This is a genomic window from Variovorax sp. Soil_C_12 (assembly GCF_057657375.1).
The window spans coordinates 221927-238372 of the sequence record NZ_JBDGIO010000005.1 but is presented as its reverse complement, the minus strand read 5'-3'; the positions used below and the strand labels follow the sequence as shown (position 1 = coordinate 238372).

13 protein-coding genes are annotated in these 16446 nt (G+C 69.5%); 9 read left to right on the top strand and 4 right to left on the bottom strand.

The window, feature by feature from the left end; all coding sequences use genetic code 11:
- Window positions 1-16 precede the first annotated feature (16 nt).
- On the bottom strand, window positions 17-733 hold the full coding sequence (locus AC3A6X_RS15785) for an RNA polymerase sigma factor (protein WP_487843071.1): 717 nt from the start codon (window positions 731-733) through the stop codon (window positions 17-19).
- 88 nt (window positions 734-821) lie between these two features.
- Here AC3A6X_RS15785 and AC3A6X_RS15780 point away from each other — a divergent pair, with 88 nt between their 5' ends.
- The 5 genes from AC3A6X_RS15780 to AC3A6X_RS15760 all read left to right on the top strand — a co-directional run bounded on the left by AC3A6X_RS15780 (window position 822) and on the right by AC3A6X_RS15760 (window position 5963).
- Complete coding sequence (locus AC3A6X_RS15780) at window positions 822-1745, top strand: lytic transglycosylase domain-containing protein (RefSeq protein ID WP_487843070.1); 924 nt, start codon at window positions 822-824, stop codon at window positions 1743-1745.
- Between the two features lie 211 nt (window positions 1746-1956).
- Window positions 1957-2718 (top strand): sulfite exporter TauE/SafE family protein, encoded by a 762-nt coding sequence (locus tag AC3A6X_RS15775; protein WP_487843069.1) that lies wholly within the window; start codon window positions 1957-1959, stop codon window positions 2716-2718.
- A 52-nt stretch (window positions 2719-2770) separates the two neighbouring features.
- A complete protein-coding gene (gene parC, locus AC3A6X_RS15770; protein ID WP_487843068.1) occupies window positions 2771-5155 on the top strand; it encodes a DNA topoisomerase IV subunit A in 2385 nt (794 codons plus the stop codon).
- Between the two features lie 12 nt (window positions 5156-5167).
- Window positions 5168-5344 (top strand): hypothetical protein, encoded by a 177-nt coding sequence (locus tag AC3A6X_RS15765; RefSeq protein WP_309964474.1) that lies wholly within the window; start codon window positions 5168-5170, stop codon window positions 5342-5344.
- 76 nt (window positions 5345-5420) lie between these two features.
- The gene (locus AC3A6X_RS15760; RefSeq protein ID WP_487843067.1) at window positions 5421-5963 is read left to right on the top strand and encodes an ORF6N domain-containing protein; all 543 of its coding nucleotides are present in this window, start codon (window positions 5421-5423) and stop codon (window positions 5961-5963) included.
- A 310-nt stretch (window positions 5964-6273) separates the two neighbouring features.
- On the opposite strand, the gene AC3A6X_RS15755 is transcribed toward AC3A6X_RS15760, so the two are convergent.
- Complete coding sequence (locus AC3A6X_RS15755; protein WP_487843296.1) at window positions 6274-7341, bottom strand: MBL fold metallo-hydrolase; 1068 nt, start codon at window positions 7339-7341, stop codon at window positions 6274-6276.
- A 220-nt stretch (window positions 7342-7561) separates the two neighbouring features.
- Between AC3A6X_RS15755 and AC3A6X_RS15750 the strand changes: the two genes are divergently transcribed.
- Both AC3A6X_RS15750 and AC3A6X_RS15745 read left to right on the top strand, forming a co-directional pair.
- Complete coding sequence (locus AC3A6X_RS15750) at window positions 7562-11128, top strand: patatin-like phospholipase family protein (RefSeq protein ID WP_487843066.1); 3567 nt, start codon at window positions 7562-7564, stop codon at window positions 11126-11128.
- Window positions 11129-11152: 24 nt separating this feature from the next.
- Entirely contained in the window at window positions 11153-12007 is an 855-nt protein-coding gene (locus tag AC3A6X_RS15745) for a hypothetical protein (RefSeq protein WP_487843065.1), read from the top strand.
- On the opposite strand, the gene AC3A6X_RS15740 is transcribed toward AC3A6X_RS15745, so the two are convergent.
- Together AC3A6X_RS15740 and AC3A6X_RS15735 are read right to left on the bottom strand one after the other, a co-directional pair.
- The gene (locus tag AC3A6X_RS15740; RefSeq protein ID WP_487843064.1) at window positions 11950-13200 is read right to left on the bottom strand and encodes an acetate/propionate family kinase; all 1251 of its coding nucleotides are present in this window, start codon (window positions 13198-13200) and stop codon (window positions 11950-11952) included. The genes AC3A6X_RS15745 and AC3A6X_RS15740 overlap by 58 nt on opposite strands.
- A gap of 32 nt (window positions 13201-13232) precedes the next feature.
- Window positions 13233-14936: a hypothetical protein gene (locus tag AC3A6X_RS15735; protein WP_487843063.1), complete on the bottom strand. Its 1704-nt coding sequence runs from the start codon at window positions 14934-14936 to the stop codon at window positions 13233-13235.
- A gap of 169 nt (window positions 14937-15105) precedes the next feature.
- On the opposite strand from AC3A6X_RS15735, the gene AC3A6X_RS15730 reads away from it, so the two are divergent.
- Both AC3A6X_RS15730 and AC3A6X_RS15725 read left to right on the top strand, forming a co-directional pair.
- Window positions 15106-15777, top strand: a complete 672-nt coding sequence (locus tag AC3A6X_RS15730; RefSeq protein WP_487843062.1) for an amino acid ABC transporter permease — start codon at window positions 15106-15108, stop codon at window positions 15775-15777.
- Window positions 15778-15790: 13 nt separating this feature from the next.
- A complete protein-coding gene (locus AC3A6X_RS15725) occupies window positions 15791-16444 on the top strand; it encodes an amino acid ABC transporter permease (protein ID WP_487843061.1) in 654 nt (217 codons plus the stop codon).
- The last annotated feature ends 2 nt before the right edge of the window (window positions 16445-16446 follow it).

Here is a 16446-nt window from a genome sequence, read left to right as displayed (position 1 = left end):
GGGTGGGTGGAAAGGATCAGACGGGCCGGCCCGGCGGCGCCCCGTCGATGACGGCCATCACGCGCGCGACGATGCGGTCGCAGCGTGCGCCGGCGAAGGAGAAGGCATCGCCGATCGCGACATCGATCTCGCGCGACAGGGCTTCGCGCAGCAGGCCGCGCGCGCGGAAGAAGCGGGTGCGCACGGTGGTCTCGGGAATGTCCAGCGCGGCAGCCACTTCCTCGATGCTCATGTCCTCGACCGCGCGAAGCACGAAGACCGTGCGAAACACCTCGGGCAGCGCGTCGATGCCGGCCTCGATCAGCTTGCGCGTCTCGCCGCGCATCGCATGGCCCTCCGGTTGCTCTGCAGGCTCCGTGTGCATCGACGTTCCCTCCTGGGCACTGACCGTTTCGGCAGCCATATCGAAAGCGATGACCTGCGCGCTTGCACGCCGCCGCAGCCGCCCCAGGGCTTCGTTGGCCACGATGCGCACCAGCCAGGTCGACAGCCGCGCCTCGGCACGAAAGGTGGCGAGCGAGCGCCAGGCTCGCAGATAGGCCTCCTGCAAGGCGTCCTGCGCCTCGTCATCGTCCTTCAGGATGCTGCGCCCGGTGCGGAACAGCAGCCGGTTGTGGCGCCGCATGATCTGCTGGAACGCGAGGGCGTTGCCTTGCGCTGCCCGCGCCGCGAGTTCGGTGTCGCTCAACTGCGTGAGTCCGTCCGTCCCGTGGAGTTCTTCGAGCGTCTGCATGGTTCGTCCTGTTGCCCATTGGATGGATGGGGCTGTCATCCTGTTCCCGCATGGAAATCGGCGGGCATCGACGACAATGCGCCCGGCGATGAATTCCCGACACGCTTGCGGCCGCTGGTGGCGGCTCCCGCTCCTGCTGCTGGCCCTGTGCGCATGGCTGCCGCTTGCGCACGCCTCCGACATCTTTGGTTACGTCGACGACAAGGGCGTAGCCCACTTCGCCTCCGAGAAGATCGACGAACGCTACCAGCTCTTCTTCCGCGGCGGCCAGGCCTTCGATACCGCCCAGGGCGTCGGCCCGCTGGCCCGCGGTCGCGCGGGCCGCATCGATGGCCAGGTGCCCCGCGCATCGCAGTCGTTGCTCGCACTGTTCGAGGCATCCCCCAGCTACAGGCCCGCGCAGAAGGCGCTGCGCGAAGCAGCCCTGCGCCACGACATCGACTACGAACTGCTGCAGGCCCTGGTCGCGACCGAGTCGGGCTTCGATGCGCAGGCCGTCTCGCCCAAGGGCGCGATGGGCCTGATGCAACTGATGCCTGCGACCGCGCAGCGCTACGGCGTCGGGGCCGACAAGCGCGGCTCGATCGAGAAGAAGCTCTTCGACCCGCACATCAACATCGCCGCCGGCGCGCGCTACCTGCGCGACCTGATCGCGATGTTCCCCGGCGACATCGAGCTCGCGCTCGCGGCCTACAACGCGGGCGAGGGCGCGGTACAGCGCGCGGGCAACAAGATCCCGAACTACCGCGAGACGCAGAACTACGTGAAGACCGTGCTGCAGCTCTATGCCTACCTCAAGCCCTCGGTGGCCGCGGGCCGGGGCAACGCGCCGGGCCGTGTGCGCATGGAGCTGGCGGCACCGCGCGGCGGCGCGCTGGGGCGTGGGAACATGCCTTCGCCATCGGGTGCGATGCCCGTGTTGCCGGAGTCGGCCGAGGCACCGCAGGTGGCCGAAGCGGATGCGAACACTGCGCCGCTGAAGCTGTCGGATCGAATCTCGAAAAAGCCATAGGGCACCCGCCATGCAGCGCCGACGACTGATCCTCGCGAGCGCGGCCTTCACGCTGGCTTGAGACGCTGGCCTGAACGAGGCCCTCAGGCACCGCCTGAGGCCGGGTTTGCGACTTCCGCATTTCCCGCGGCCGTGTCTTTGGTGAGACTGGGCGCATGCCCAAGTCCTCTTTTTCCCCTGTCAGATTCTTGCGTTGCTGCCGGAGGCACGCATGAGCGCGCTGTCCCCGGAAAGCGCCGCCATCTGGGCGGCCATCGCTGCCGTCTTCATCCTCGCCGGCATGGTCAAGGGCGTCATCGGGCTCGGCCTCCCCACGCTGTCGATGGCGCTGCTGGCCGTGTGGATGTCGCCGGCCGCGGCCGCGGCACTGCTGATCGTTCCCTCGCTGGTGACCAATGTGTGGCAGCTGCAGCCCTGGCGCGGCCTGGGCCGCCTGGCCCGCCGCCTCGGCGGCATGCAGTTGGGCATCGTCGCCGGCACCCTGCTCGGCGCCTGGCTCTTCGGCGCGCCGGACGGCGCAGGGGCGAGGGTGGCGCTCGGCATCGCGCTGGTCGCGTATGCCGCGTGGCTGCTGCTGGCGCCCCCACTCGCGCTCGATGCGCGGCACGAGCCGTGGCTGGGCCCGCTGGTGGGCGCGGTCACTGGCGGCATCACGGCGATGACCGGCGTGTTCGTGATCCCTGCCGTCGTCTACCTGCAGGCCTTGTCGCTGCCGCGTGACGCGCTGATCCAGGCGATGGGGCTCTCGTTCACGACCTCGACCCTCGCGCTCGCCCTGGCGCTGGCCGGGCGCGGCAGCTATTCCACGCCGCTGCTCGGCGCCTCGCTGGCGATGCTGCTGCCGGCGTTGGCGGGCGTGGCCTTCGGCCAGTGGATGCGCGTGCGCATGCCGCTGCCGGTGTTCAGGCGGTGCTTCCTGGCAGGGCTGGCGCTGCTGGGCGTGTACATGGTCGCGCGGGAGCTGATGCGTTGAGAGGGCGGGCGGCACGGCCACTACACTTGCCGCTCTCACAAAGTCTCTCCCCATGGATTCCCAACCGACCCTCGATTTCCAGAACCCCGAAGAGGACGGGGCCCTCACGCTGGCCGATTACGCACAGACCGCCTACCTCGAATACGCGCTTTCGGTCGTCAAGGGCCGTGCGCTGCCGGATGTCAGCGACGGCCAGAAGCCGGTGCAGCGGCGCATCCTCTATTCGATGTCGCGCATGGGCCTGGGCTTCGGCGGCGCCAACGGCACCGTGGGCGCCAAGCCCGTCAAGAGCGCGCGGGTGGTCGGCGACGTGCTGGGCCGCTTCCATCCGCATGGCGACCAGGCGGCCTACGACGCGCTGGTACGCATGGCGCAGGACTTCTCGCAGCGCTACCCGCTGGTCGATGGCCAGGGCAACTTCGGCAGCCGCGACGGCGACGGCGCCGCGGCCATGCGCTACACGGAGGCGCGGCTGTCGCGCATCACCAGCCTCTTGCTCGACGAGATCGACGAGGGCACCGTCGACTTCATTCCCAACTACGACGGCTCCACCGAAGAGCCGCGCCTCTTGCCCGCGCGGCTGCCCTTCACGCTGCTCAACGGCGCCAGCGGCATCGCGGTCGGCCTGGCCACCGAGATCCCCAGCCACAACCTGCGCGAGGTGGCCGACGCCTGCGTGGCGCTGATCAAGTCCAACGGCAAGCTCTCCGACGAGGAGCTGTTCGCGCTGGTGCCCGGCCCCGACTACCCCGGCGGCGCGCAGATCATCAGCGGGCCGGCCGATATCGCCGAGGCCTACCGCACCGGCCGCGGCTCGCTGAAGGTGCGCGCGCGCTGGAAGATCGAAGACCTCGCGCGCGGCCAGTGGCAGCTGGTGGTCAACGAGCTGCCCCCGGGCGTCAGCACGCAGAAGGTGCTGGAGGAGATCGAGGAGCTCACCAACCCCAAGGTCCGCGCCGGCAAGAAGGCGCTGACGGCCGAGCAGACCCAGCTCAAGGCGGCCGTGCTCGCGGTGCTCGACGTGGTGCGCGACGAGTCCAGCAAGGACGCGCCGGTGCGCCTGGTGTTCGAGCCCAAGACCTCGCGCATCAGCCAGGAGGAGTTCATCACCACGCTGCTGGCGCAGACCTCGCTCGAAAGCTCCGCGCCCATCAACCTCACGATGGTGGGCATCGACGGCAAGCCGACGCAGAAGTCGCTGCGGCAGATGCTCAGCGAGTGGATCGCCTTCCGCGAGATCACCGTCGAGCGGCGCTCGCGCCACCGGCTCGGCAAGGTGCAGGACCGCATCCACATCCTCGAGGGCCGGCAGCTGGTGCTGCTCAACATCGACGAGGTGATTGCGATCATCCGCGCCGCCGAGGACCCGAAGGCCGCGCTGATCGCGCGCTTCAACCTCAGCGATCGCCAGGCCGAGGACATCCTCGAGATCCGGCTGCGCCAGCTGGCACGGCTGGAGGCCATCAAGATCGAGCAGGAGCTCAAGAACCTGCGGGAGGAACAGAAGAAGCTCGAAGACATCCTGGCGACCCCGGCCGCGCTGCGCCGCCTGCTGGTCAAGGAGATCGAGGCCGACGCCAAGAGCTTCGAGGACCCGCGCCGCACGCTGATCCAGGCCGAGAAGCGCGCCGTGGCCGAGGTGCGCGTGGTCGACGAGCCGGTGACGGTGATCGTCTCGCAGAAGGGCTGGGTGCGCACGCAGAAGGGCTGGGCCAGCGAGCGCGCCGCCGGCGCCGCCGCAGCCGAGTACAGCTTCAAGTCCGGCGACGCGCTCTATGGCGCCTTCGAGTGCCGCTCGGTCGACACGCTGCTGGTCTTCGGCACCGCCAAGGACAAGAGCGTGCGGGTCTACAGCGTGGCCGTGGCCTCGCTGCCGGGCGGCCGTGGCGACGGCCAGCCGATCACCACGCTGATCGACCTGGAGAGCGGCACGCATCCTGCGCACTACTTCGCAGGCCCGAGCGGGGCCGCGCTGCTGCTGGCCAACACGGGCGGCTACGGCTTCATCGCCTCGGTCGAGAACATGGTGTCGCGGCAGCGCGGCGGCAAGGCTTTCGTCGACGTGGGCGAGGGCGAGCAGCTGTGCCGGCCCTCGCTGGTCGGCGGCGCGAGCGGCGCCGAGCCGATGCCGCCTGCCACCCACGTGGCCTGCGCCTCGGCGGGCGGACGCATCCTGACCTTCGAGATCCTCGAGATGAAGGCGCTGCCCAAGGGTGGCCGCGGGCTCACGCTGATCGACCTCGATGCCAAGGACACCCTGGCCGGCGCCGCTGCCTACACGCGCAGCGTGCGGATCGAGGGCATCGGCCGCGGCGGCAAGGAACGCGAGGAGACGCTGGAGATCCGCACGCTCAACAACGCGCGCGGCAGCCGTGCGCGCAAGGGCAAGGCGGCCGACCTGGGCTTCAAGCCGAGCAGCGTCGTGCGCGTGCTCTGAGGACGCCTTCGCATGATGGATTTCGGGCCGATCGGCATCTTCGTCCTGATCGTGACCAGCGCCGCGAGCTTCCTGCTCGCGCGCTGGCTGTCCAAGCGTGTGCGCGACAAGCGCCGCGAGCGGGAGCGGCGGGCCGCGGAGGCCTCGCAGAGCCGGCAGGTGCGGCGGGCGCGCGAGCGCAGGAAGTGAATCGGCATTGATGATTGAGCCCATGAGAGCGGGGTCCTCGGGCTCGCCGCTGCAACCCCATATCGAGAGCCGCATCTTGGCGCTGCGCGAGCAGCGCGTGATGCTCGATGCCGATCTGGCCGTGCTCTACGACGTACAGACCAAGGTGTTGGTGCAGGCGGTCAAGCGCAATGCCGAACGCTTTCCAGTCGATTTCATGTTCCAGCTCTCTCCAGAGGAGTGGACGGCTTTGAGGTCACAAACTGTGACCTCAAACACCGGTCGCGGCGGCCGGCGTACCGCGCCCTATGTGTTCACCGAGCAGGGTGTGGCCATGCTGTCCTCGGTGTTGAACAGTGCACGCGCCATCGCGGTCAACATCGAGATCATGCGGACTTTCGTGCGGGTGCGGGCGCTGGCCAGCACGCACCAGGACCTGGCCAAGCGCCTGAGCGAGTTGGAGGAGAAGACCGAGCTGCTGGACATGCGGCATGACTCTTTCAGCCGCAACATGCGCAACCAGCTGCGCCAGGTGTTCGATGCGATCAAGGCACTGACGACACCGCCCGACTCGCCCAAGCGACCCATTGGGTTCGTGACGCACGAGGAGAAGAAGAACAAGGCTCCGGGCGGGACGTAGCCTGGGGCCAGCGCCCCTTGTTTCAGAGCCTGTGAGACGCCCGATGGTCTGAGACCACCGCAGGCTCGAAGGGCAATCCACCGCATCCTCTCCCGCCGCTGCGCTGCTCGGCGGCGCCTCAACGGCCGGCCCAGGGCATGCCGCACGCCTCCTTGAATAGGCCTGGTGCCGTGGATAGGCTCGGTGTCCCCACCCCAACCCTCCCCCGAAGGGGCCGCCGCAGTGGGGTCGACTGGCCCGCACCGCTTGCCGGGCGTGCATCCAACGACGGTCTTCGTGCTTCTCGGGCTATTCCTGCAATTCCAGCGCCTTACTTCAGGCCTTCCCACCACAGCGCATTGCTCCTCGGCCGCCCGATCGTCAGCACCTCCCCGATCACCGGCGTCGCCAGCTCGATCTTCTTCGCCTGCGCCAGCTTCGCGATGCGCTCCAGCGGGTCGTGCCAGGTGTGGAAAGCGAGGTCGAAGGTGCTGTTGTGCACCACGTACAGCACCTTGCCGCGCAGGTCCTCGAAGGCGCGCACGCTCTCCTCGGGCGTCATGTGCACCGAGGGCCAGTAGGCGTCGTAGGCGCCGTTCTCGATCAGTGCCAGGTCGAAGCTGCCGAATCGCTCGCCGATCTGCCGGAAGCCGGCGAAATAGCCCGAGTCGCCGCTGTAGAAGATGCGCTCGCGCCCGCTCTCGACGATCCAGGAGGCCCACAACGTCTTGTTGCGGTCGTTCAGCGTGCGGCCCGAGAAATGCTGCGCCGGCGCGGCTGTGAGCCGCACGTCGTCGTGCTCGGCGGCCTGCCACCAGTCGAACTCGGCCACGCGCTCGGCCGGCACGCCCATCTCCACCAGGCGGGCGCGCACGCCCAGCGGCACGAAGTAGCGCTTCACGCGCTGCCCCAGGTACTCGATGGTCGGCACGTCGAGGTGGTCGTAGTGATCGTGCGAAAGGATCAGCCCCTCGATGGGCGGCAGCTGCTCCAGCGCGATCGGCGGCTTGTGGAAGCGCTTCGGCCCGATGAACGAGAAAGGCGAGGCGCGCTCGCCGAACACCGGGTCGATCAGCCAGTATTTGCCGCGCAGCTTGAGCAGGTGCGACGAATGGCCGAGGCGGATCACGTGGTTGGCGTCGCGGTCCAGCGCCTCGAGCTGCGCCCCGTCCAGCGTGCGCACGGGAATCGGGTCGACCGGCACCGTGTCGGTCTTGCTGCCCACGATGAAGCGCGACCAGATCTTCCACGGGCTGGCGGAGGGCAGTGCCTGCGGATTGGGCGGGTTCTCGAACAGGCAGTTCTTGAACTGCGGCGAGCCCGCGTAGGGCGTTTCGCAGGCGCTGCTGGCGGTGGCAGCGCACCCGGCCACGAGGGCGCAGAGCAGGGCCAGCACCATGCTGCGGCCCAGCAGGCGCGCGCAGAAGGAGGCGCAAGGATCGACGTGCGGCGTGTCGGAGTGCATGGCGTGGTTTCCCGAAGCGGGCCGGAGGGGCCCGGGTCGGCGCGAGCTTAACCGCTGGGCCCAGCGTTCCGGCATAGACCGTTCGCGGCATTGCCGCCCCTCGCGAGGCATGAAATATTCCACGCCGAACAGCGTCCACTGAACCAGGAGCCGCATGGACGAGACCATCCAGAAGCTGGTGACCGCACGGCGCCAGGCGCTCGCGGGCGTCGACGATGGCCACAGGCCCTGGGGCCTGGCATTGTCGGGCGGGGGCATCCGCAGCGCGACCTTCTGCCTCGGCCTGCTCAAGTCGCTGGCCGCGCGCCGGCAACTGCTCAGGTTCGACCTTATCTCCACCGTCTCGGGCGGCGGCTACGTCGGCGCCACCCTGGGACGCCTGTGCACCAACGCCAAGTCGGCCGAGGAGGTGCGCGAGATCGAGCGCGCCTTCGGCGACGTCGACCGCGCGCGCTTCGGCTGGTGGCTGCGCGGCAACGGCCGCTACCTGATCCCCGGCGGCCTGCGCGATACGCTGTTCGCCGGCGCGCTCTACCTGCGCAACCTGCTGGGCACGCACATCGAGATCGCGATCGCCGCCAGCCTGATCGGCATGGTGCTGGCCGCCGTCAACCTGCTGCTGTGGGACTCGGTGTTCCGCGCGGTCGACCTCAACAGCGTGCCGCCCGATTCGGTGGTCGGCGTGAGCGACCTGGCCAGCGTGCATTCGCTGCGCCTGCTGGTGCAGTGGGCCACCCAATGGCCCACGCTGTGGTTCACGCTGGTGGGGCCCTTCATCGCCTCGGTGGTGCTGGCCTGCGGCTACTGGTCGGTGCGCGACAGGAAATCCACGGCCTCCATGCTGCTGCAGGTGGCGATGTGGTGCGTGCTCGCTGCCGCCGCCTGCTGGGTCGGCCCGCAGCTGGTGCGCCACTACAGCGGGCCGCTGTGGCTCGCGCCGGCCTTCGTCGGCTTCGCGATGTGCTGGGTGGTGGCGCTGCTGTGGGTGCTGTGGCGCAGCCGGAAGCGCTCGCCCGCCCAGCTGCGCAACGACCTGACCGACGGCCTCGCCTCGGTGATCAACACCGCGCTGCTGATCGCGATGCTGGGCCTGCTCGATCGCGCCGCCTGGTGGATCGCGGCCGAGAGCCAGGACCTGCGCGCCTTCTACGGCGCCACCTTGCTCGTGGTGGCGGCGGCGCTGCGCGGCGTGCTGCCGATGCTGCTGTCGCAGAAGCAGCAGGCGCCCGGCATCGGCAAGACGATGGTGCTCAGCCTGGCGAGCCTGCTGGGGCTGCTGCTGGCCTTCTGCCTCGCAGCCTGGTGGGTGGGGGTGGTGTACGCGGCGACGCTGCTGCCGGTCTTCACGCAGGGCGGGCTGGACTTCTCGCGCGGCTGGGTCTGGCTGGGCACCATCTTCGTCATCGTCTTCACCTATGCGCTGGTGACGGGGCGCAACTTCGGCTTCCTCAACGTCTCCTCGCTGCACATGTTCTACAAGGCGCGCATCGTGCGCGGCTACCTCGGCGCGGCCAATGCGCGGCGCCTGGGCGCGAGCCCGACCGACCAGGTGTCGGGGCTGGAGCCGCCGCAGGTGCCGGTGGGCGAGGTCGACGCGCATGACGACATCTCCCAGCTGCACTACGCGCCACACCTGCACGGCGGGCCGGTCCACCTGGCCAACGTCTGCATCAACCAGACGCACGACACCAAGCAGAAGCTCTTCAACCGCGACCGCCGCAGCCTGCCGCTCACCATCGGTCCGCAGGGCTGGATGCAGGCCGGCGGTGCCGGCTGGGCGCAGGCGCATGGCGACGGGGCGCTCTCGCTGGGCGCGTGGACCGCGATCTCGGGCGCCGCCTTCGCGCCCGGCCTGGGCCGCCTGACCAAGCGCGGCATCGCGGCGCTGTCGGTGTTCGCGGGCCTGCGCCTGGGCTACTGGTGGAACAGCGCGGAGGCCGGCATCGTGCAGACCGGCGCTGCGGTGCATGGCAGCCCGCTGTTGATGAAGACGCGCTTCATGCTGCTCGAATGCTTCGGCGTCTTTCCCGGCAGCAGCTCTGCCAACTGGTACCTGAGCGATGGCGGCCACTTCGAGAACACCGGCGCCTATGCGCTGCTGCGCCAGCAGGCTGCGCTGATCGTGATCGCCGATTGCGGCGCCGACCCGGACTACCGCTTCTGCGACCTCGAAATCCTGATCCGCCGCGCGCGCATCGACCTCAACGCCGAAATCACCTTCATGAAGCCGCGGCCCGGCGCCGACTGGGCGCACCTGGGCGCCTTCGGCTCGCTCAACGACCTGGCCTCTTCCAACAGCCAGGCCTGCCTGGCGCTGGCGCAGGTGCGCTATGCGAGCGGCGCGACCGGGCAGATCGTGCTGGTCAAGCCCAATGTCTCGGCCGCGCTGCCGGTGGACCTGGTGAACTTCAAGGCCGCCAATCCGCTGTTCCCGCAGCAGCCCACCACCGACCAGTTCTTCGACGAGGCGCAGTGGGAGAGCTACTTCCGCCTCGGCGCCGAGATCGGCGCGCGCCTGGAAGGCGAGATGCTGGAGCAGGTGGCGCAGGGTGCGCCCGGCATGTTCGTGCCCGACGACGGCCAGCCGCAGGCGGTCGTGAAGGCAGGCGCCGCGCAGGAGGGCGGCGAGGCGCAGGACAAGGACAGCGCCACCGCCGCCGCCGTGGGCTCGATGAGCCGGCTGCAGGCGCGCGTGATGCGCGCCGGCGCGGTCACCGCCTCGGTGGGCATCGGCACTGCCGCCACCTTCGGCGTCGCGGCCTGGCAGGGCATCGACAGCTGGCGCGCGCAGCGCGCCGAGACGGAGAAGGCCGAAAACAGCTCCTTCAAGGAGCTGACCGAGCGCTGGGCCCGGCTGCAGGCGAGCGCCCCGAGCGGCGATGCGTCCGCGCAGCTCGCGGCCGAGCTGCTGCGCACCGGCGACCTGCTGTGCCGCGACGGCCGCGACAACTTCATGGCCAAGTTCCGGCTCTCGGTGCGCATCGTGGACGATGCCAAGCAAGCCTGCGCCAAGGAGCCGCCGGAGGCGCGCGCGCCGGCCTGCGCGCGCCTGCTCGATGCCGGCAATGGCATCGACTGCCTGCAGCCGGCGCAGGCGCCGCCCTGCGCGCCGCGCTACTGGGCGCGCGACTACACCGGCCAGGTGGGCTCCAAGCAGAACTGCAGCGGCATCCTGCCCACGCCGTTTCCGGCGGTGGTGTGGCTGCATGATCGCTTCCTCGACCTGATGCCGGCCCGGCCGCAGGTCGCGTCGGTGGAGGTGCCCATGACGAGGCCTGTGCCGCGTCCCTACCCGGTGCCGGCGCCGGGGCCGGGCGTCGAGCCGTCGAACGGCGTCGAGGCGCCGCCACCACCACCACCGCCCGCGTCCGATGTCTGCGAGGGCACAGTGGTCTACATCCAGATCTACGGCCCCGCGCTGCGCGACCGGGTGCGCAGCTGGCGCGGGCCCTGGCGCTCGCTGGGCGCCTCGGTGCCGCCCATCGAGGACGTGCTGAGCACTTCGCGCCGGGCCGGACGCTCGCCGCCGGTGGGCCATCCGGAGCCCACCGTGATCATCCGTGACGAGAAGACGCGCCCCTGCGCCCAGGCCCTGATCCAGACCGCCGCCTCGCCCACCGGGCAGCCCTGGGCCATCAAGCTGCGTCCGCAGGGCGGCGCAGAGACGAAGAGCAACATCGAGGTGTGGCTGCCGCGCACCGGCGGGCCGCTGGCGAACTGAAGGCATCGCACAAGGAGCAAAACCATGGCAACCAACGGCAGGCCCGTCGTGATCGTGCGGCCGGAGCAGCTCGGCTTCGGCAACAACAGCGTGAGCCCCTCGGACTTCGGCCGGCACATGCTGGCAGAGGGCGACTCGTGGTTCTCCTTCGGCTCGCTCTTGGGCAACAACCTGCTCAACCGGCTGGTCCTCACGCGCAGCACGCTGGTGACCAGCACCGCGCGCCCCAGCGACACGCTGGCCCACATGGTCGACTGGTGGCGCGACCCGGCCTTCGCGACGCTGCTCGCGGACGGCCCGCGCAGCTGGCACTTCGATGCCATCCTGCTGAGCGGCGGCGGCAACGACCTGATCGATGCGGTCAGCGATCGCCTGGTCGGCCAGCAGCTGCTGCGCCTGCTGCCGCCGGGCAGCGACCCGGCTTCACCCCAGGACTGCATCCGTCCCGAGGCCTGGACGGCGTTCGAGACTTATCTGCGCGCCAACTTCGCGATGGTGTCGCAGCTGGCCGCCGGCAGTCCGCACAACGCCGCCACGCCGATCTTCGTCCACACCTACGACTACCCAACGCCCAACGATCTGCCCGCGGCGCCGGGCCGCGGGCCCTGGCTGCTGCCGGCCCTGAAGGCACACGGAATTCCCGAGCCCATGCACCAGCCCCTGACCGATCACCTGATCGAGCGGCTGGCCGGCGTGGTGCGCACGCTGGGCCTTGCGAACGTCCACGTGATCGACACCCTCGGCACCTTGACCCGCGCGGTCTCCGGCGCCACCGGCGACAGCAACGACTGGCTCAACGAGATCCACCCCAATCCGCAGGGCTACGGCAAGCTGGCCTTGGTGTGGCGCGCCGCGATCGAGGCAGTGGTCGCGCCCTGAACCCCCGCGCGGACCAGGCGCAGCGCGTGGCGCGCGATCACGGCCTCCTCGTCGGTCGCGATCACCCAGGCGCTGGCCGGCGAGCCGGGGGCCGAGATCACGCGGTCGCCGCGTCCCTCGGGCTGCGCATCGGGGTCGAACTCGATGCCGAGCCAGTCCAGCCCGCTCAGCACCGCGGCGCGCACCCGCGCCGAGTTTTCGCCGATGCCGCCGGTGAAGACCAGGGCATCGATGCCGCCGAGCGATGCCGCGAGCGCACCGGCTTCGCGCCGGATGCAGGCGCAGAAATACGCGATCGCCTCGCTCGCGTGCGGGTCCTCCGAGGCCTCCAGCTCGCGCATGTCGTGCGAGATGCCCGACAGGCCCTTGAGGCCCGACTCCTTGTAGAGCAGGTCGGACAGGCGCGCCGCGTCGTAGCCGTGCGTTTCCAGCAGGTGCAGCAGCACGCCGGGGTCGATGGCCCCGCAGCGCGTGCCCATCGGCAGGCCGTCGAGCGCGCTGAAGCCCATCGTCGTGTCGATCGAGCGCCCGCCGCGCAGCGCACACATCGAGGCGCCGTTGCCGAGGTGGGCGACGATCACCCGTCCTGCGGCCTCGCGCGGCGCGAGCTCGGCCAGGCGCCCGGCGACGTACTCGTAGGACAGGCCGTGGAAGCCGTAGCGCCGGATGCCGGCCTCGAAGTAGTCGCGCGGCAGCGCGTAGGCCTCGCTCAGGAAGCCGCCGCCGCGGTGGAAGGCGGTGTCGAAACAGGCGACCTGCGGCACGCCGGGGAAAGCGCGGCGGGTGGCCTCGATGCCGACGATGTTGTTCGGCAGGTGCAGCGGCGCCAGGGGCACCAGGGTGCGCAGCGACGCCAGCACCGCATCGTCAATCACCGTCGAGGCGCTGAGGCGCGCGGCGCCATGCACGACGCGGTGGCCGATGGCGGCGAAGCGCAGCTGCGGGAACTCGGCCTGCATCAGCGCGAGGATTGCGGCCAGTGCGTCGCCATGGCCGACCCGATCGCCCTCGGGCAGCTCCGCGTCGTGCAGCACGCGGCCGTCTGCGGCCTTCGCCTCGAGATGCGCGCCGGCACCCAGCCCATCGACCTGGCCTGCGGCCGCGCGACGCAAGAGGCCGTCGGCATCGATCGAGAACAGCGCGAACTTGATCGAGGACGAGCCGGCGTTGAAGGTGATGATGTGTTCGGACATGAGGCTTGCCTGGTCGATCGGCCCTCGCGGTTTCAGTCCGACCCGGGCCGCCACACCTGCGCCAGCACCGCGAGCCGGCTCTTGAAGCTGTGGCGCTCGTCCGACAGCGCGTCGATGAAGTCCGAGAGCCGCTTGGACTTGATCATGGTGTAGAAGGTCAGCCAGGTGGTGAGGGCGCCCACCACGCCGAACCACAGCAGCTTCTGCCACAGCGGCGAATCGGCTTCGGCCAGCAGGTTCATGCCGAGGAAGCCGGTGGTGACGGTGCCGATCAGGCCGAAGAGCGTGACCACCGTGAGCCGCACCACCGTGTTGGCCTGGCGGCGCAGGCTGTCGGCGTCGAGATAGGTGTTCATGTCGGCGATGCGCTCCTTGACCTCCTCGTAGAGCGGGTCCGTGTCCAGGTGCGTGGCGCACAGGTGCCACAGCGCGCGCACCTGCGCCTGCTCCGAGATCTCGTGGAACCAATAGCGGTGCGTGAAGCGCAGGAAGCCCTCGAAGCTCGAGCGGATCGCGCGCTTGAAGTTCTTGACGCTCACGACATCGTGCACGTCGAGCCGGCGCAGCGCCTCGACCAGACGGTCGGAGAACATCAAGAGCGCCGCCTTCTGGAAGTGCGCGATCAGGAACAGCAGGAAGTGCTGGTGCCGGAACTGCGCCAGCACGCCGCGGTCGCGGCAGCAGAAGAACTCGGAGTCCGCGGTGCCGATCACGACCAGCGAGCGGCCGCTGCACAAATAGCGCGTGTTCGGCGCGCTGCCGGCGTCGACCCAGAAGCGGTCGTAGCAATAGCGCTGCTCGAAGTCCGCCAGGTGCTCCTTCGCGAAGGGCAGGGGGCCGCTGCCGCCGACCGCGGGTTCGGCGGCGCCGGTGACGAGGGCCAGCCGGATGAAGTCGTTGCGCGAGAGCCGGCGCGGATCGTCCAGCGCGAGGTAGGCCATCAGCGGCATGCGGTAGTACTCGAGCTGGCGAAAGCGCAGCGCGCCCGGCTCCCCCGAATGGTCGCTCACCAGGGGCAGCATCAGCCAGGCCCAGTGCGCGGCGATGCGCGGTGCGCGGTGCTCCGCCACATGCTCGAGGAAGAGGTCGCGCTGCTGCGCATCGGAGCTCGCGAGCACGCGCCCTTCGGCGTCCAGCCACTCGACGCTGGCCATGCAATGCAGCGCCGCGCCCTGGGCGTCCCAGCCGCCGGGGTAGGCGCGGCCGAAGCGGTAGAGGATCTCCTGCGCCTGCGGCAGGCTCAGGTCGTCGACGCCGACTTCCATGTTGAGCATCACCACGTCGACGTCGAAGAAGAAGTAGAGATCGGTGTGCACCACCTGCAGCGTGACGGGCGTGTCGCCCAGGCGCGCCACCACGCGGACGGCGGCGATGTCGCGCCGGCGGAACACACGCATCGGCGACTCGCCGCCCGTGCCTCCGGCCTCGCGGCCGCGGCGGCCGCGGCGGCCTTCGCCGTAGAGGAAGCGCTGGACATAGGGCAGGAAGCTGACGAACTCGTTGTAGTGACGCTCGTGGAAGCCTTCGCTGCTGCCCGTGTATTCGTCGACCTCCTCGCGCCAGGGCGAGGCATCGCCCATCTCCTTCAGCACTTGCCATGGACTGCGCCTGTGCCCCTGCGTCGGCATCAGGCGCAGCGGCCACAGCAGGGTCGCGCGCAGGTGGCGCACGGCGGGCGCCGTGCCCGCGTTCGCCGGCTGCGCCGCAGCTTCTAAGGTTGGAGTGATCTGCTGCATGCCGCGAGTGTAGGCATGCGCATGCCGACGGGAAACGGACAGGGGTGTCTAGGGAAATCCCTGATTGGTGCTGAAACCGGTTTCAGTACACTGACTCGACGCCTCGGAAGGCCCTTTTTCGGTGCCATCGCAACCGCGCATGCACCAGTCCCGAACCCTTCATCCCCCCGTGAACTACCAATTCCAGTTCGACGCCGTCCTTGCCGCCTGGCCGCTGCTGCTGAAGGGCACCTGGATCACCATCCAGCTCTCGCTCGTCGCCACGCTGCTCGGCCTGGTGGTGGCCATCTTCTGCGCCTGGGGCAAGACCTCGGGGCCGGGCTGGCTGCGCTTCATCGTCAACGCCTACATCGAGGTGATCCGCAACACGCCGTTCCTGGTGCAGCTGTTCTTCTTTTTCTTCGCGCTGCCGGCCATCGGGCTGCGCTGGTCGCCCTACACCGCGGCGCTCACCGCGATGGTGGTGAATCTCGGCGCGTATGCCACCGAGATCATCCGCGCCGGCATCGAATCCATTCCCAAGGGCCAGATCGAGGCGGGCAGGGCGCTCAACCTCAAGCCCTGGGAGATCTTCCGCTTCGTGATCATCAAGCCGGCGCTGAAGGCCATCTACCCCGCGCTCACCAGCCAGTTCATCCTGCTGATGCTGAGCTCTGCGGTGGTGTCGGTGATCTCGGCCGACGACCTGACCTCGGTCGCGGCCAACCTGCAGTCGCAGACCTTCCGCAGTTTCGAGATCTACATCGTCGTGGCCGGCATCTACCTGGCGCTGGCGCTGGCGTTCTCGGCGCTGTTCAAGCTGATCTACCGGCGCACGCTCAACTACCCGGATCGCCGCTGAGGCACTGTCAAACATGCGTACCTTCGGCTTTCCCGACTTCCTCTTCATCCTCGAAGCGGCCAGGTGGACCTTGGCGCTGTCGCTGATCGCCTTCATCGGCGGCGCGATCCTGGGGCTGGTCATCGCGCTGGCGCGCACGTCCGAGAGCAAGGCGGCGCGCGTGCTCGCCACCGGCTTCATCCAGATCTTCCAGGGCACGCCCTTGCTGCTGCAGCTGTTCCTGATCTTCTTCGGCGCGCCGGTGATCGGCTTCGACATCAACCCGTGGATCGCGGCCGGCGTGGCGCTGGTGCTCAACAGCGCGGCTTTCCTCGGCGAGATCTGGCGCGGCTGCATCGAGGCCATCCCGCGCGGCCAGACCGAGGCCGCACACGCGCTCAACCTTGGCTATGCGAGCCGCATGCGCGACGTGGTGCTGCCGCAGGCCTTCAAGATCGCACTGGCGCCGACCGTAGGCTACGTGGTGCAGATCATCAAGGGCACTTCGCTCGCCGCGATCATCGGCTTCACCGAGGTCACCCGGGCCGGCCAGATCATCAACAACGCGACCTTCCAGCCGCTGTACGTGTTCACGACGGTGGCGGCAATCTACTTCGCCATCTGCTGGCCGCTGTCGCTGATGGCAGCGCGCATGGAGCGCCGCCGCGCACGGGCGCTCGCTCGCTGATC

Bases quoted from the DNA above. Each gene is read 5' to 3' on its own strand.
- AC3A6X_RS15785 (WP_487843071.1), bottom strand. From the start codon at position 733: ATGCAGACGCTCGAAGAACTCCACGGGACGGACGGACTCACGCAGTTG.
- AC3A6X_RS15780 (WP_487843070.1), top strand. From the start codon at position 822: ATGAATTCCCGACACGCTTGCGGCCGCTGGTGGCGGCTCCCGCTCCTG.
- AC3A6X_RS15775 (WP_487843069.1), top strand. From the start codon at position 1,957: ATGAGCGCGCTGTCCCCGGAAAGCGCCGCCATCTGGGCGGCCATCGCT.
- parC (WP_487843068.1), top strand. From the start codon at position 2,771: ATGGATTCCCAACCGACCCTCGATTTCCAGAACCCCGAAGAGGACGGG.
- AC3A6X_RS15765 (WP_309964474.1), top strand. From the start codon at position 5,168: ATGATGGATTTCGGGCCGATCGGCATCTTCGTCCTGATCGTGACCAGC.
- AC3A6X_RS15755 (WP_487843296.1), bottom strand. From the start codon at position 7,341: ATGGTGCTGGCCCTGCTCTGCGCCCTCGTGGCCGGGTGCGCTGCCACC.
- AC3A6X_RS15750 (WP_487843066.1), top strand. From the start codon at position 7,562: ATGGACGAGACCATCCAGAAGCTGGTGACCGCACGGCGCCAGGCGCTC.
- AC3A6X_RS15745 (WP_487843065.1), top strand. From the start codon at position 11,153: ATGGCAACCAACGGCAGGCCCGTCGTGATCGTGCGGCCGGAGCAGCTC.
- AC3A6X_RS15740 (WP_487843064.1), bottom strand. From the start codon at position 13,200: ATGTCCGAACACATCATCACCTTCAACGCCGGCTCGTCCTCGATCAAG.
- AC3A6X_RS15735 (WP_487843063.1), bottom strand. From the start codon at position 14,936: ATGCAGCAGATCACTCCAACCTTAGAAGCTGCGGCGCAGCCGGCGAAC.
- AC3A6X_RS15725 (WP_487843061.1), top strand. From the start codon at position 15,791: ATGCGTACCTTCGGCTTTCCCGACTTCCTCTTCATCCTCGAAGCGGCC.